The organism is Flavisphingomonas formosensis, from assembly GCF_009755815.1.
In the GTDB taxonomy this organism is placed as follows: domain Bacteria; phylum Pseudomonadota; class Alphaproteobacteria; order Sphingomonadales; family Sphingomonadaceae; genus Flavisphingomonas; species Flavisphingomonas formosensis.
The window spans coordinates 440,857-455,305 of record NZ_WRPK01000001.1 but is presented as its reverse complement, the minus strand read 5'-3'; the positions used below and the strand labels follow the sequence as shown (position 1 = coordinate 455,305).

At 66.0% G+C, this 14,449-nt stretch carries 13 protein-coding genes; 7 read left to right on the top strand and 6 right to left on the bottom strand.

Translation table 11 applies throughout. The features are described 5' to 3' along the window. Positions 1-4 precede the first annotated feature (4 nt). Entirely contained in the window at positions 5-856 is an 852-nt protein-coding gene (locus GQY20_RS02270) for an SDR family oxidoreductase (RefSeq protein ID WP_157215410.1), read from the top strand. Between the two features lie 20 nt (positions 857-876). Here the strand turns inward: GQY20_RS02270 and GQY20_RS02265 are convergent, their stop codons facing one another. After that, positions 877-1,716: a helix-turn-helix transcriptional regulator gene (locus GQY20_RS02265; RefSeq protein ID WP_157215409.1), complete on the bottom strand. Its 840-nt coding sequence runs from the start codon at positions 1,714-1,716 to the stop codon at positions 877-879. A gap of 158 nt (positions 1,717-1,874) precedes the next feature. Between GQY20_RS02265 and GQY20_RS02260 the strand changes: the two genes are divergently transcribed. Beyond that, the gene (locus GQY20_RS02260) at positions 1,875-2,699 is read left to right on the top strand and encodes an SDR family NAD(P)-dependent oxidoreductase (protein ID WP_198350812.1); all 825 of its coding nucleotides are present in this window, start codon (positions 1,875-1,877) and stop codon (positions 2,697-2,699) included. A 104-nt stretch (positions 2,700-2,803) separates the two neighbouring features. On the opposite strand, the gene GQY20_RS02255 is transcribed toward GQY20_RS02260, so the two are convergent. The 3 genes from GQY20_RS02255 to GQY20_RS02245 form a co-directional block, all read right to left on the bottom strand. Continuing rightward, on the bottom strand, positions 2,804-3,307 hold the full coding sequence (locus tag GQY20_RS02255) for a nuclear transport factor 2 family protein (protein ID WP_157215408.1): 504 nt from the start codon (positions 3,305-3,307) through the stop codon (positions 2,804-2,806). Positions 3,308-3,317: 10 nt separating this feature from the next. Beyond that, positions 3,318-4,136 carry an SDR family NAD(P)-dependent oxidoreductase gene (locus GQY20_RS02250; protein ID WP_157215407.1) on the bottom strand — a complete coding sequence of 273 codons (819 nt, stop codon included), beginning with the start codon at positions 4,134-4,136 and terminating at the stop codon, positions 3,318-3,320. A 96-nt stretch (positions 4,137-4,232) separates the two neighbouring features. After that, the gene (locus tag GQY20_RS02245; protein WP_157215406.1) at positions 4,233-5,474 is read right to left on the bottom strand and encodes an FAS1-like dehydratase domain-containing protein; all 1,242 of its coding nucleotides are present in this window, start codon (positions 5,472-5,474) and stop codon (positions 4,233-4,235) included. A gap of 85 nt (positions 5,475-5,559) precedes the next feature. Between GQY20_RS02245 and GQY20_RS02240 the strand changes: the two genes are divergently transcribed. From GQY20_RS02240 to GQY20_RS02220, 5 genes are read left to right on the top strand one after another with little or no spacing between them, the layout of a single operon-like run. Next, positions 5,560-6,351, top strand: a complete 792-nt coding sequence (locus tag GQY20_RS02240) for an enoyl-CoA hydratase/isomerase family protein (RefSeq protein WP_157215405.1) — start codon at positions 5,560-5,562, stop codon at positions 6,349-6,351. 10 nt (positions 6,352-6,361) lie between these two features. Next, positions 6,362-7,819 (top strand): ANL family adenylate-forming protein, encoded by a 1,458-nt coding sequence (locus tag GQY20_RS02235; RefSeq protein WP_198350811.1) that lies wholly within the window; start codon positions 6,362-6,364, stop codon positions 7,817-7,819. Continuing rightward, positions 7,816-8,994, top strand: a complete 1,179-nt coding sequence (locus tag GQY20_RS02230; RefSeq protein WP_157215403.1) for an acyl-CoA dehydrogenase family protein — start codon at positions 7,816-7,818, stop codon at positions 8,992-8,994. Before GQY20_RS02235 ends, GQY20_RS02230 begins: the two co-directional genes overlap by 4 nt. Continuing rightward, positions 8,991-9,959 (top strand): acyl-CoA dehydrogenase, encoded by a 969-nt coding sequence (locus GQY20_RS02225; protein WP_198350810.1) that lies wholly within the window; start codon positions 8,991-8,993, stop codon positions 9,957-9,959. The genes GQY20_RS02230 and GQY20_RS02225 overlap by 4 nt, the downstream gene beginning before the upstream one ends. 25 nt (positions 9,960-9,984) lie before the next feature. Continuing rightward, positions 9,985-10,434 (top strand): nuclear transport factor 2 family protein, encoded by a 450-nt coding sequence (locus GQY20_RS02220; protein WP_157215401.1) that lies wholly within the window; start codon positions 9,985-9,987, stop codon positions 10,432-10,434. 1,184 nt (positions 10,435-11,618) lie between these two features. Here GQY20_RS02220 and GQY20_RS02215 read toward each other — a convergent pair. After that, a complete protein-coding gene (locus tag GQY20_RS02215) occupies positions 11,619-12,869 on the bottom strand; it encodes an arsenic transporter (protein ID WP_157215400.1) in 1,251 nt (416 codons plus the stop codon). Next, positions 12,866-14,164: an MFS transporter gene (locus GQY20_RS02210; RefSeq protein WP_232475847.1), complete on the bottom strand. Its 1,299-nt coding sequence runs from the start codon at positions 14,162-14,164 to the stop codon at positions 12,866-12,868. The genes GQY20_RS02215 and GQY20_RS02210 overlap by 4 nt, the downstream gene beginning before the upstream one ends. Positions 14,165-14,449: the final 285 nt, after the last annotated feature.

Below are 14,449 nucleotides of genomic sequence, written 5' to 3'. Positions count from 1 at the left end.
GGCAATGAGCCTGGCGGGCAAGACGTTGTTCATCACCGGCGCGAGCCGCGGCATCGGCCTCGCCATCGCGCTGCGCGCCGCGCGCGATGGGGCCAACATCGTCGTCGCGGCGAAGACGGCCGAGGCCCACCGCCATCTGCCGGGCACCATCTATTCGGCAGCCGCGGCGATCGAGCAGGCAGGCGGCCGCGCGCTGCCGATCGTGGTCGACGTGCGCGACGAGGCGGCGATCAACGCAGCAGTCGCCGCCGCCGTGGACCGTTTCGGCGGCATCGACATCGTCGTCAACAACGCCTCCGCCATCTCCAAGACGCCGGTCGAAGAGACGCAGATGAGCCGGTGGGACCTGATGATGCAGGTGAACGCCCGCGGAAGCTTCTTCACCGCCAAGGCCGCGATCCCGCATCTGCGCCAGGCGGAAAATCCGCATGTGCTGACGCTCTCGCCGCCGCTCAACCTCGATCCGCGCTGGTTCTCGGGACACGTCGCCTACACGATCTCCAAATATGCGATGTCGATGACGGTGCTCGGCATGGCGCGCGAATATGCGGCGGAAGGCATCGCCTTCAACGCGCTCTGGCCGCGCGTCGGCATCGCCACGGCGGCGATCGAATTCGCCGTCGGCAATGCCGAGGAGCTGCGCAAATGCCGCAAGCCGGACATCATGGCGGACGCGGCCCACGCCATCTTCCTGAAGCCGGCGCGCGCATGCACCGGCAATTTCTTCATCGACGACAGCTTCCTATATGGGGAAGGCGTGCGCGATTTCGCCCCCTACAAGAATGATCCGGATGCCGGGTGGCGGGTGGGGATGTTCCTGCCGGAAGACGATGTGGCGCCGCCGGGCGCGCTTTGACCCTTTCCCATCGCGCTCGTTCAATGCGAGCGGCGATAGTCCGAGGGCGTCACCCCGAAACGGCGGCGGAAGGCCGTACTGAAATTGCCCGCATGGCCGAAGCCCACGCGCCACGCGATGGCTTTCAGCGGCAGATCGGTGGTGCGCAGCAGGGTCGCCGCCTTACGGAACTGGATGCGGTCGATGTAGGTGCCGAGCGATTCCCCTGTCGTCTCGCGGAAGCGAACCTGTAGCGCGCGCACGCTCATGCCCGTCAGCGCCGCCACATCCTCGACGCGCGGATAGGCGTCCTCCATCGCGAAGAGTGCCTTCTCGATGCGGCCGAGCGCGAGCGCATCGATCCCTTCGCCTGCGCGATCGGCTGGCCGCGCGTGCAGATGGTGGCGGAGCTCGAGCAGCATGGCATCGGTGACGCGATCGATCAGCATCGCGCTCTCGCCGCCCGGATCGATCGCCTCGCGCTCCAGCAATGCGAGGCATTCGGCGATGAAACTCGACCGGATATCGAAGCTGCCGAGCAGCGCGTCCGGATCCTCGGCGAGCCGCTGCCCGACCAGCGTTTCGAAGCGCCCCGGATCGATCGCGCACAGCAGCACGCGTGCGCCGGCGCCCGGCGATTCGACTTGCCAGGGCCGCGCGGCAGGGCGGAAGACGACCGAGCCCAGCCCGCGAAAATCCTCCCCGCCGGCAAGGTCGGGATAGCGCGCGCGGACCGCGGTCGCGCCGCTGCGCAGGCCGAGCGTGTAGACCGGCTGCACGCTCGTCTGGCAGAGCGGTGCGCCGGGCGCATAATGGCGCAGCTCGATGCGCACGCCCGGCGCCTCGATCCGGCGCGACACGTTGAAACTCCCCTGTGCCATGCCGGCCTCCTCCCGATAGGAGGCTATGCCGCCACTCGGGGCAGGGCAAGCCGGGCGGCTTCGCATGTGCCTTTGCCATTGTGCAAAAGGGTCACTTCTATTCTCGCTGCTGCATGCTGCCTAAGCGTTGGTGCCGGATCGGAAGAAGGGTGCATGCGATGAGGATGGATCTGAACGGCAAGGTGGCGCTCGTGACGGGAGCGGGTGCCGGCATCGGCAAGAGCATCGCCGAGGAATTCGCAAAGATCGGTGCGCAGATCGTCGTCGCCGAGATCGACGCCGCGAAATGTGATGCGCTGCGCGCGGCGATGCCGGACGCGCTGATCGCCGAGGTGGATGTGCGCAAGGTGGCCGAGGTCGAGGCGCTGTGTGACCGGATCGCGGAACGGTTCGGTCGGCTCGACGTGCTCGTCAACAATGTCGGCCATCATCTCGGCATCTCCGGGCCGCTCGCGGAATCGCGCGAGGAGGATTGGGAGGCGATCTACGAGATCAACCTCAGGCACATGTTCGTCGTCTGCCGGGCGATGATCCCGCTGATGAAGCGCAGCGGCGAGGGCGGTAGCATCATCAACTTCTCCTCGATCGAGGGTTTCCGCGGCTTCCCCTACAATGTTCTCTACACGACGTTCAAACATGCGGTGACCGGCCTCACCCGCGGCCTCGCGACCGAGTTGGCGCCGGACAATATCCGGGTGAACCTGATCGGGCCGGAGACGACGGATTCGGAGCAGGTGCCGCTCGACAAGGTGATCCCCGCCGGCAAGCGCGCCATCGCCGACCGCTCGATCCCGCTCGGCCGCTTCGGCCGGCCGCAGGACCATGCCGGCGCGGCGATCTTCCTGGCGACGGAGCTCTCCGCCTGGGTGACGGGATCGTGCATTCTCGTCGACGGCGGCGGCTTCAACGGCAATGTCTTCCAGCGCACGCCCGAGGGCGAGTGGACCAACATGCCGATCGTGGTGGGCAAGGCCTCGATCTGAGGCCAAATCCTGACGAAAGTCAGGATCCATTGACGCTCCGCCTGGATGGGCATCGAAGCGCGAACGGATGCTGACTTTCGTCAGCATGACGGGAATCGATCTGGCTAAGCCGTCTGGCCCAGCTTGCGGTCGTGGATCGCGGCCAGCCCCGTCTCAGGCTTGCCATCGAGCCCGAGGCCGCTGCGCTCGAACACCGGCACGTAGAAGAACCAGCGCCGTTCGCTGAACAGCCAGCGTCCGTCATAGCGACGCGCCTTGTCGTGATAATAGCCCGAGAAACCGCCCTTGCCGTCCGGCGAACGGCTTTCCATCGCACAGCTGCCGTGCGCCTCGTCGCCGTCGACCGTCACGATATCGTTGTGGATCATCGGGAAGACCATGCCCGGCACCATCGTCGCCTGGAGGAAGGTGCGAATTTCTTCGCGGCCGCGGAGCGCGCGGCGGGCGCCGTCGAACGTCAGCTCGAACAGCCCGTCCGGCGCGAACAGGCCGACGATGCCCTCATAGTCGCCGCGCGCTGCATGCCAGCCGTAGCGGGCGCGCAATTCGCGCACCGCTTCGCGCGCCAGCAGATCGTGCAGCAAGGCGGCGTCCGCCTGATCGCCCATGATTTCCTCCTCAAGTCCGCGCCGGCACGACGATGTGCGGATGGGCGATCTGGTGCTCGACGAAGCCGTCGAAATCGGTCGCGCGCCGGATCAGCACGTCCCGCACCTGCGGATCGGTGGGCAGGAAGAAGCGATTCTCTCGGATCGCCTCCACCACCTGCGCACCGACCGTCTCCGGCTCTTGCAACGCAAATTGCGGGCCGGGGGCGCGTATCTCCAGCCCGGCATTGAGGAATTTCGCGCGGCTCATAATGGTGGTGCGCACCGGGCCAGGGCAGAGGCAGGTGACGCCGATGCCGAGCGGACGCAGATAGAGGGCGAGGCCTTCGGACAGCGAGATCAGCGCCGCCTTGCTGGCGGCATAGGGCAGTCGGTCATAGGCATAGCCATAGAGCCCGGCGAAGGAGGCGGTGTTGACGAGATGCCCCGCGCCCTGCGCGATCAGCCCGGGCAGGAAGGCGGCATTGCTGCGCACCACCGCCATCAGGTTGATGTCGAACACGCGCTGCCATTCGGCAACGGGGATTTCGAGCGGCAGGCCGGAAAGCAGGATGCCGGCATTGTTGACGACGATATCCGTGCGTCCGAACGCGGAGATCATCCGATCGCGCAGCCGCTCGAAACAATCGGGCTCGGCGATGTCGCAGGCGACGGCGATCGCCGCGCCGCCCGCTGTGGCGATCGCTGCTGCAGCATCGGCCGCAGCATGAGGATCGATATCGGCGATCAGCACCCGCACGTCCCGCGCAGCAAGCGCCTCCGCAATGGCACGCCCGATGCCGTTGCCCCCGCCGGTCACCAGCGCGGCCTTTCCGGCAAGATGCTGCATCCTCGTTCTCCCCCGAATCTCTTTGTTAGGCAAGCTAAGCCACGGTGGCTCGAACGAAATGGAAGAAAACCGGCTGGGACAGGCTCGACGGGGTGATCACCCCTTCGCGCGATGGGGCGTCGGCGGCGGGCTTTGCGGCAGTTTCACGGGCCCGTGGCTGCGCGAGGCAAGGAGGATCGTGGCGGTCGCGCGGATATTCTCGCTGCCGCGCTGATTGGTGCCGCGCATCGTCACCTCGATCAGCGGCCCGAGCGTCTCGTCGATGCGCGCTTCGCTGATCTCGCCGGTCAGCCAGGTGATGTCGCCAATGTAATTGAAGCGCCTGAATTCGAATCGGATGCGGTGGATCCAGGCATCGTCGCCGGCAAAGTTGGTGAGATAATTGCTGATGTGGAACTGCCGGACCGGGCCGATGTCATACATCATCCGGACGCCCACTTTCTGGGCGAGATCCTTGTCCCAATGGACGCGCTGCACCGTGTCCCACGCATTATATTCGTCGCGGCTGTAGAAGCCGCGCAGCTTCTTGCGATTCTCGTATGCGAGGCGATTGGGCCAGTTGCCGTAGACCAGCCAGCCGGCGCCCATGTGCAGGTTGATGAGATCGGTGACGGTGAGCGGTCCCTTGACCATGCGCGGCAGAACGGTGCCCGGCACGACATCCTCGAACCACAAGGTGTCCGCACCGCGGCGATATTCGACGTCATAGGCCGCCTCGATCTCGGCAAGCTGCTCGTCGGTATAGCGGGCTGGCTCGTCGCGGACATATTTGTCCGTTTTCTCGCTTTTCCTGCGTCGCTCGGCATGGATGAACCAATCGACCCCGTCGACCAGTACGCGATCCTTTTGATCCCACAGACAAAGACCATTGGTCACAATCACCGAACGGCCCGAAAACTCCGATTTCTTATCCTCGACATTGGCCACCCAGCGCGAGCGATGCAACGTCGTGCCCTCCATGATCGGCGCATAGTAGAAATTCTCGCCGCCGGAGTGGAACAGCTGAATGCCGCGCAGCGCCTTGGACGTCGCCCGCGCTTCCTCGATATCCATTTCCGGATTGCGGTTGAGCCCCATCGACTTTTCGAAAGCGGGCGGCGCGATCACCCCGCCCCAGCGGGTACGGCGAGCATAATCCGGCCTGCAGAACAGGGGGTTGTCGTCCCCGATGCAGATCGAGAAGCGCCGCACCGCGTCGTCCGTGCAGCTGATGTTCCAAGGCTCGTCGATCGCACCGGTACGCAATGTGGGATTGGGGAACCCGATTCGACGGCGCATGAGCTCGACGGATTCATCGGTAATCCTGTTGCGCAGCAATCCGTCGTCGGTCTCAGCCATCGGCTCTTCCCCTCTCGTCTGAATTGAGTAATATCTATTGCCGCACTGGCCAACAAGGGCCGCGCATTGTGGAGGGGCTGCCAGAGTGTACGAAGGGTATGAAACGCTGAAGGTCGTCCGCGAGGGCAAGATCGTGACCGTCAGCTTCAATCGGCCGGAGGTGAAGAACTCCACCAATGCGCGCATGCACCAGGAGCTGGTGCGCGTCTTCCCCGAGATCGGCCGGGACCCGGAGGCGCATGTGGTGATCCTCACCGGCGAGGGCGACAGCTTCTCCGCCGGCGGCGACATTGCGGGAATGAAGCGCAATCTCGACGATCCCGCCCGCTGGGTGGAGAGCATGGGCGAAGCGCGCGACATATTGATGGGCGTGATCGACCTCGATCGGCCCGTGATCGCCAAGGTGAACGGCCATGCCGTCGGCCTCGGCTCCACGCTGGCGCTGGTCTGCGACATCGTCGTCTGCAAGGACACGGCGAAAATCGTCGATCCGCATGTGAAGGTGGGCCTCGTCGCCGGTGATGGCGGCTCGGTGATCTGGCCTGCGCTGATCGGCTACGCCAAGGCCAAGCGCTATCTGTTGACCGGCGAGCCGATCACCGGCGCCGAGGCGGAACGGATCGGCCTCGTGTCGGAGGCGGTGCAGGCCGAACGGCTCGACGCGCGCGTCGCCGAGATCGCCGAGGAGCTGGCCAATGGCGCCGCCGTCGCGATCCGGCTCACCAAGAAATCGGTCAATATGGGCCTGCGGCAGCTGATGGCGACGCAGATCGAGGCGCATCTCGGCTACGAGACCATGTCCTACATGTCCGCCGACCATCGCGAGGCGACCCATGCCTTCGTCGAGCGGCGCCCGCCGGTCTTCACCGGCCGCTGAACCCATCGCCATGCCCCTCGACCTGCCAGCCACGGTGCGCGCCAGCATCGCCGCCGGGGGCGCTGCCGACGCGATCGCGTTCGGCGGGCGCTGGCGGAGCTGGGCGTGGCTCTGCGAGGCCGCGCGCGCGATCGACGAGGCGATCGGGGAGGCGCCCGCCACGGGGCTCGTCGCGCGCAACCGGCCGCAGCATGTCGCCGCCTTCGCGGCCGGCGTGATGGCGCGGCGCGCGACGGTGATGCTCTATGCGGCGCAGACCCCGGCCGGACTCGCGGCGGACATCGCCGCACTCCGCTTGCCCGCCATCCTCGCCGATGCCGAGGACTGGTCCGACGCGGCGCTGGCGGCCGCGCGCGAGGCGGGGACGGCGGCGATCGCCATCCATGACGGCCAACCGGAGCGGATCGCGGTCCGCCTCGCCCCCCACGGTCAGGGTCCGTTCCGTACCCTCGCACCCGACACCGCGTTCGAGCTGCTCTCCTCCGGCACCACCGGCGCGCCCAAGCGCGTGCCGCTGAGCTGGGACGCGATCACCGCCGTCGTCGCAAGCGCCCAGGCGGCCTATGCCGGCACCGGCACGACCGGCGCGCCGCAGGTGATGGTACATCCGCTCGGCAACGTCGCGGGCCTGGCCTATGTCACGCCGCCGATCGCCTTCGGCCAGCGGCTGGTGCTGCTCGAGAAGTTCGAGGTAGCCACCTGGGCAGACGCGGTGCGCCGCTACCGCCCGGCGCGCGGCACCATCCCTCCGGCGGGCGTGCGCATGCTGCTCGATTCGGACGTGCCGCGCGAGGACCTGGCAAGCCTCGGCCTCGTCGCGGTGGGCGGCGGCAAGCTCGACATCGCGCTGCACGAGGCGTTCGAGGCGCGTTTTGGCATCCCCATCCTCACCGCCTTCGGCGCCACCGAATTCGGTGGCGTGATCGCCAACTGGACGCTCGACCTCTATCGCGCATGGGGCGCTGCTAAACGCGGCAGCGCCGGCCGGGCGAGCGCCGGCGTGGCGCTGCGCACGGTCGACCTGGAGAGCTTCACGCCGCTGCCACCCGGCGAGATCGGGCTGCTGGAGGCGCGCGTCGACCGCATCGGGCCCGACTGGATCCGCACCACCGACCTCGCCTCGATCGACGCCGACGGATTCCTGTTCCTGCACGGCCGGGCCGATGCGGCGATCAACCGTGGCGGCTTCAAGGTAGTGCCCGAAATGGTGGCCGAGATGCTGAAGGCGCATCCCGATGTCGCCGATGCCGCGGTGGTGGGCGTGGCCGACGCGCGGCTCGGCGAGCTGCCGGTCGCCGCGGTCGAGCTGCGCCGGGGCGGCTCCGCCGATGGCGCGGCGCTGCGCGCCTGGCTCAAGGACCGGCTGGTCGCCTATCAGGTGCCGGCCGAGATCCGCGTCGTCTCCACGCTGCCGCGCAACGCCTCAATGAAGATCTCGCTTGCCGACGTGAAAGCCCTCTTCGCATGAAGATCATCGAATCCCCCGAACTCGACGCCTTTCGCGACGAATGCCGCGCCTGGCTGGCCGACAATGTGCCGCGCGAGAAACGGCCGCCGGAAGGGCCGGCGATGCGCGACTTCGACCTTGCCTGGCAGAAGCGCCAATATGAGGGCGGCTGGGCCGGCGTCTCCTGGCCGAAGGATTATGGCGGGCGCGGGCTCTCGGTGCTCGAGCAGCTCGTCTGGCACGAGGAATATGCCCGCGCCGGCGCGCCGCCCTCGGGATCGATGTTCGTCGCGCTGAGCCATGCCGGGCCGACCTTGATCGTCTCCGGCAGCAAGGCGCAGAAGGCGCGCCATCTGCCGACGATCCTCCGGGGCGAGGAGAATTGGTGCCAGGGCTTTTCCGAGCCGGGCGCGGGGTCGGACCTCGCCGCACTCAAGACCCGCGCGGTGATTGATGGCGACCATCTGGTGGTGAACGGCACCAAGATCTGGACGAGCTACGGCCATCTCGCCACCTGGCAGGAGCTCTTGGTGCGCACCGATCCCGATCTGCCGCGGCACAAGGGGATCAGCTGGGTGATCTGCGATATGCGCACGCCCGGCATCGACATCCGCCCGATCAAGGCGATGTCGGGCCTCACCCATTTCTGCCAGGTCTTCTACGACGATGTGCGCATCCCGCTCGCGAATGTGGTGGGCGAGGTGAATGGCGGCTGGCGGGTGGCGATGACGACGCTCGGCTTCGAGCGCGGAACGGGCACGATCGCGCACCAGATCGAGCTTTCCAACACGGTCGACCGGCTGATCGCCGCCGCGCGCGACCTGCCCGCCGCCGACGGACGCGGCCGGGTAATCGACGATGGCGCGGTGGTCGCCGATCTCGCCACCTTGCGGGCCGAGGTGCTGGCGCTGCGCTCGCTCACCGCCGCCTCGGTCTCGCGCGGCATGCGCGAGGAGGTGCCGGGCGCGGAGGGCAATATCGTCGCGCTCTGGTTCGGCGAGCTGTCGCGCCGCGTGCACGCCGCCGCGCTGGACTTGCTCGGCCCGCGTGGGCTGGAGCGCGGCGGCGACCATGACTGGCCGCTCCACTATCTCGAAGCCTATAAATGGGCGATCGGCGGCGGCACTTCCGAGATCCGCCGCAATGCGATCGGCGAACGGGTGCTCGGCCTCCCCAAGGGACCTTCTGCACGATGATCGTCGATCTCCATCCCACCGAAGACCAGCGCATGATCGAGGAGAGCGTGCGCGCCTTCCTGGCCGACCGGCTGCCGGTCGAGCGGCTGCGCGAGCCCGCCCATCAGGGCGGCGCGGCCGAAGCGGCGGCCTGGGCGGAGCTGACCGCGCTCGGTCTGTTCGGGCTGGGCCTCGACGAGGCACGCGGCGGCCTCGGCCTTGGCCTCGCCGAGGAGGCGCTGGTCGCCCGCGCGCTTGGCCTCCATCTCGTCTCGCCGTCGGTGGTGGCGCAGATGATCGCGCCGCATCTCGCGCCGGACGATGCGCTGCGCGCCGCGCTGGTGGCCGGCGAGACGCGCGCCGCCTTCGCCAACCGGATCGGCGAGGCGGGCGGCCATCTGATCGACGGCGCGGGCGCATCCCATGCGGTGCTGCTGGCCGGCGGCGTCGCACTGATCGGCATCGATGCGCTCGGCAGCCCCGAGCCGGTCGACGCGATCGACGAGACGGTGCGGATCGCCCGCATGCTTGCCGCATTTCCGGCTGCGCCGCGCGATGCCGCCTCGGATCGCGCGCTGTTGCTGCTCGCTGCCTATCTGACCGGAATTGCCCAGGCGACGCGCGACATGGCGGTGGCCTATGCCATCACGCGCGAACAATTCGGCCAGCCGATCGGCGCCTTCCAGGCGATCAAGCATATGGCCGCGGATATGGCGACGCGCGCTGCGGCGGCCGAAGCGCAATGCTTCCATGCGGCGGTGACCTTCGGGCGCGGGCTGGACGACGGGATCGAGGCGGCCGCCGCCGCACTGCTCGCCGAGACGGCGGCACTCGCCAATGCCGGGGCGAACATCCAGATCCACGGCGGCATGGGCTTCACCGCGGAGTGCGACGCGCATCTCTACCTCAAACGTGCGCATCTGCTGGCGAGCCTCGCCGGCGGACGGCGCTTGCACCAGCGCCGCCTGTTGGGCACGGCATCATGAAAGCGAACACCGAGCGAGAGGATCCATGGACATTGCGGAAGAATTGCGCGCGATCGAACAGATCAAGGCGCTGAAGGCACGCTACTGGCGCGGAATCGACACGCGTGACCGGGCGCTGCTGCGCGGCGTGTTCACCGACGATGCGATCACCGATTTCCGCGATTCGACGCAGAGCGACGACGATACGCAGCTCAAGCGGAATCCCGACGCCTTCGTCGATGACCTGTTCGCGCTGCTGAACGGCGTCGTCACCGTCCATCACGGCCACAGTCCGGAAATCGCACTGCGCTCCGAAACCGAGGCGACTGGCATCTGGCCGATGGAGGACTGGCTGTGGGTGGAGGATGAGGCTTCCTCCCTGCCCTTCCGCAAGCTCAACGGCTGGGGCCATTATCACGACACCTATCGCAAGACCGCGATCGGCTGGCGTATCGCCTCGACCAAGCTGGTGCGCATCCGCGTCGAGGCCGAATAGCCGCATCCGCGACTGTCGGAAGGCGCAGTAAACCGGGTCGATCAGGCAGCGGCCGCGATCGACCCGGTCCTGCTTGCAAGGGTGGCGCGACCCGAAGAGCCCTTGCTCCTTAGCCAAATCGTCATGACCATCCTCTGCCCTAAGAAGGCGCATGTCGAGCAGCACTCCCTCCGGCCCGGAGGAAAATTAGGCCATCCGTTCGGAATCGACGCCCTTTCGAAGCATGGCTCCATCCACGCGGCCAGCGACGGTCGGCCGAAGACGCTCGATCGGGTTCCACGGCATGCCCGATCCGTAATCGCGTCGCCGCCAGGGGAGATTGGCCATGATTGGAGGATCACCGCGCAGACCAGGCCAGGCCGCGGCCTGACCGTCGAGCATGCATGCTTGCGATATAGACTGCGTTGCCATCCGCTGCGACGCGGGACGAACAGTGGCAGGGATGTCCGTTGCATCCCCGGCGCAGCCTATTTCGCGGCGGACCGATCGAAAAAAGAACCCGGCGGACTTATGCTCCGCCGGGTCCAGAGAAGAAGGCCCCTGTTGAAGGCCCCCTTCGGGTCGCAAAGCGACTGTAAGGGCTATTGCGGCGCAAGGAAACTATATGATGTTAAATTATGGGAATTAACCAGAAAAGATTATCGCGCCAACTGACTCTATTGTCACCAAGCATTGATCTTATCATTCATACTATAACCCATGTCATTATATTCCGATGTCGTTTCGATGGAGCGGGCCAGCGCCTTTCGGGCGCGCACCCGGCAGGCGACAAGAGGCCGATTCAAGCCTGCCGATACCGCCCTACATCCAAAGGATCATGCAGCACTCCGGGATTCACGAAGGGAAAGGCCGCTTCCCGTCAGCAATCCGGCAACTATCGTCCAATAGGGAAGGCCTCTTCGGGATAGCCTCCCTACCTCTTTCGGATAGGGACGAGCGATTAAGAACTATACAGTCGATATAGTTTTTTCCGGGATCGCTTCTGTGTCATCAGAACGACGCTTTGATCGATTCCCACAGATCCAAGCGAAGAGCCGGCGCATCGTCAGGTGTGTCGGCTCTTTTACCTCCGTCGGCGCGTGTTGTTCGATCGGGATCCATTCCGTCTCGGAAAGAGGTTCTCAATCTGAAAGCGAGCCGGGGATGCAGCTGGATTTTGTCCTGTATGGTCGCCCAGCGCCTTTTCATCCCGTCAAAATTCGTGCGCTAAGGGCGACGGCCAGTGCAGCAGGCATCACGAAGATACCCACCCTCAGGAAACGCCAGAAACTGACGTCCTCGCCTTCGCGCCGAATGGCTTGCAGCCACAATATCGTCGCCAGGGAACCGGTAACCGACAGGTTGGGACCGAGATCGACTCCAATCAGCAGAGCATCGGTTACGATTCGCGGCGGAGCCGCCCGGGCGACGGCGGTGCTCGTTATCAGGCCTGCCGGCAGATTGTTTATCAGGTTTGTTGCAACGGCAAGCGCAGCTCCGGAGGAGGCCGCGGCTTTCATCGGATTGGCTGCCATGCCCTTCAGCTGATCTGAAATGATCGCGATCGCTCCCGTTCGATCGAGCGCTTCGACGAGAACGAACAGCCCCGCGACGAGGGGCAGCACTCCCCAGGACACGGACCGAACGATCGGGATCGGGGATCGTCGCCCGGTCAGGCTCACGAACAGGGCCGTCGAGAATCCAGCGATCGCGGTCGGCAGCCCGAGTTGCTTGTCCAGAGCGGACGCCACGATCAGGCCGATCGCGGTCAAGATGATGCCGGCAATAGAAAGCCTGCCGCCGGACGACAACGGTCCCCGAGCCACATCATATTCGCAGTTGCCGCGGATCCGTTTCTTCTCGACCAGCCGGAGAACCAGGAACGTGACGACGATAGACGCCAGCGACGGGAGCGCGAACGAACCGATCCACTTTGCGAGCGGCGGTATCTGCCCATCGTAGAGCACCAGATTGGCCGGGTTGGAGATTGGGAGGACGAAACTCGCCGCGTTGGCGATGAGTGCGCAGGCGAACAGCAGCGGCAACGGATCGGCTCTTGCCTTCCGAGCCGCGACGAAGACGGCGGGCGTAAGCACGACGGCCGTGGCGTCGTTGGACATGAAGACAGTGACCACGGCGCCGGCGATGTAGACGAGCAGGAACAAGCGGGCCGTCGATCCGTGTGCGTGGTTCACGGCAGTCGCTGCCACCCAGTCGAAGACCCCATTTTCGCGCGCTGTCTCGCTCAGCAACATCATGCCGGTGAGGAAGAGATATACGTCGAGGCCCTTGGCGATCGCTTCACCTGCGGCTTCTACCGGCATCAGCCCCGCGCCAACGAGAAGCATGGCGCCCGCCACCGCCCAGATCCATTCGGGCCAGCGCATCGGGCGTCCGATGACACCCGCGGTGGAGATCCCCGCAATCGCCCACGTCGCGCCGATCGCGGCCGTCATCCGGACACGCTCGTCCTGGTTGCAGAAGCGTCGGTGGCCCTTGCCCTGCAGGCGGGACGCAGCGTGTTCGCGAAGCCTACCCATAGCGCGACGCTGGCGACGGCGAAGCTGCCGAGGATGTAGAAGGCGACCGGATAGCCCAGTTCCTGCGCGAGCCAGCCCCCGATCGCGGGGGACAGGCTGGCTCCCACGCCCTGCACCGTCATGACCGCGCCTTGGCCGACATTGACGCGACCGGTGCCGTTCAACAGACAGGCGACGAGCCCGGGCACCGCAACGCTCTGCAGCCCCGCCCCGATGCCGTCGAGGGCCTGTACCGGCCACACGCCCCAATGTTCGATGAAGGTACCTGCAATTACGCCGCGAACCGGCAGCGCCGCGAAGGACACGAGCAGCACCAGCCAATAGCCGCGTCCGGCAGCAACCTTCATCGCCGCGATGCTGGCGAGGATCATCACAGCCTGCGCCACCACGACCGTCGTTGCCGTGAACATCGCGGCATCGCCCTTGCCCGCGCCGACGACAGCAAGACCATAGAGCGGCAGCATCGCTCCGTTGCCAAGGTGAAAGCAGGCGAGCGCCGCGGCCAGAATGAGCATGGGTTTGTTGCGCGCTAAAACCTTGAAGCCTTCTGCTTCATCAGTTCCGTCGTGCTCCCGGCCGTGCTCCAGTCCTCTGGCGGCCTGATGATCGATCGCACGCTCGGGGATTGAGAGGACCGAAGCGATGGCAATGACACCGAAGCCCGCCGCCAGCCAGAAGATCGCCGGTATGCCGAGTTTCATGCCCAGCCAGCCGGCGAGCCCCGCACCCACCATGTTGCCGGCGTGGTTATAGGCTTGGTTCCGACCGTTCTGCGCGTTGAAACCCTTCTGCCGGAAAATGCCAAGTGTCATGCCGGCGACCGCCGGGCCAATAGCGGCGCCGGCGATCGCGGTGGCGATCTGGCTGACAGTGACGACCTGCCACGATTGGGACCAGAGGATGAGAAAGGAGGCCAGCACCGTGCAGATGCCGGTGATGACGACGATCCACCGTTTTCGGTGCGTGTGATCGATGAAGGCACCTGCCGGCGCTGTCATCAACATGCCTGCGACGCCGCCAGCGGTCATGACGGTGCCGATCGGCCCCGATGTCCAACCTCGCTGCTGTAGGAAGACTCCAAGGAAGGGCCCGATGCCAGCCTGCATATCGGCCATGAAGAAATTGAGCGATTGAAGCGCCCGCCTGGACCGTCTCAGGTCGCCATCGCGCGTGGCGGCGGCCGGTGACGTCGCCGGGATGGTGCTCGTCACCACGGGTCCTCCAGTTCAGACCGAGACATAACTCAGGTTAAGGCTGAAATTTCCCTGAGTTTCTTGCCGCCACGGATTCCGTGGTAAGGCCGTGCGCAGGATGCGAGCATGCTGATACCGCTGCCGGCAACTGCGCGGCGAATTTAAGCGGACCGGCGAGGTTGCCGGTCGATTTCGATCGCGGAAGGGCGCCAGTCGCCTGGCCCGAAGCGAATCAGCTCTACGCCACAAACATCGCAGCGAGAGTAGATGTCGCCTGCTCTTTTCCTGACTCTATTCCTGTCG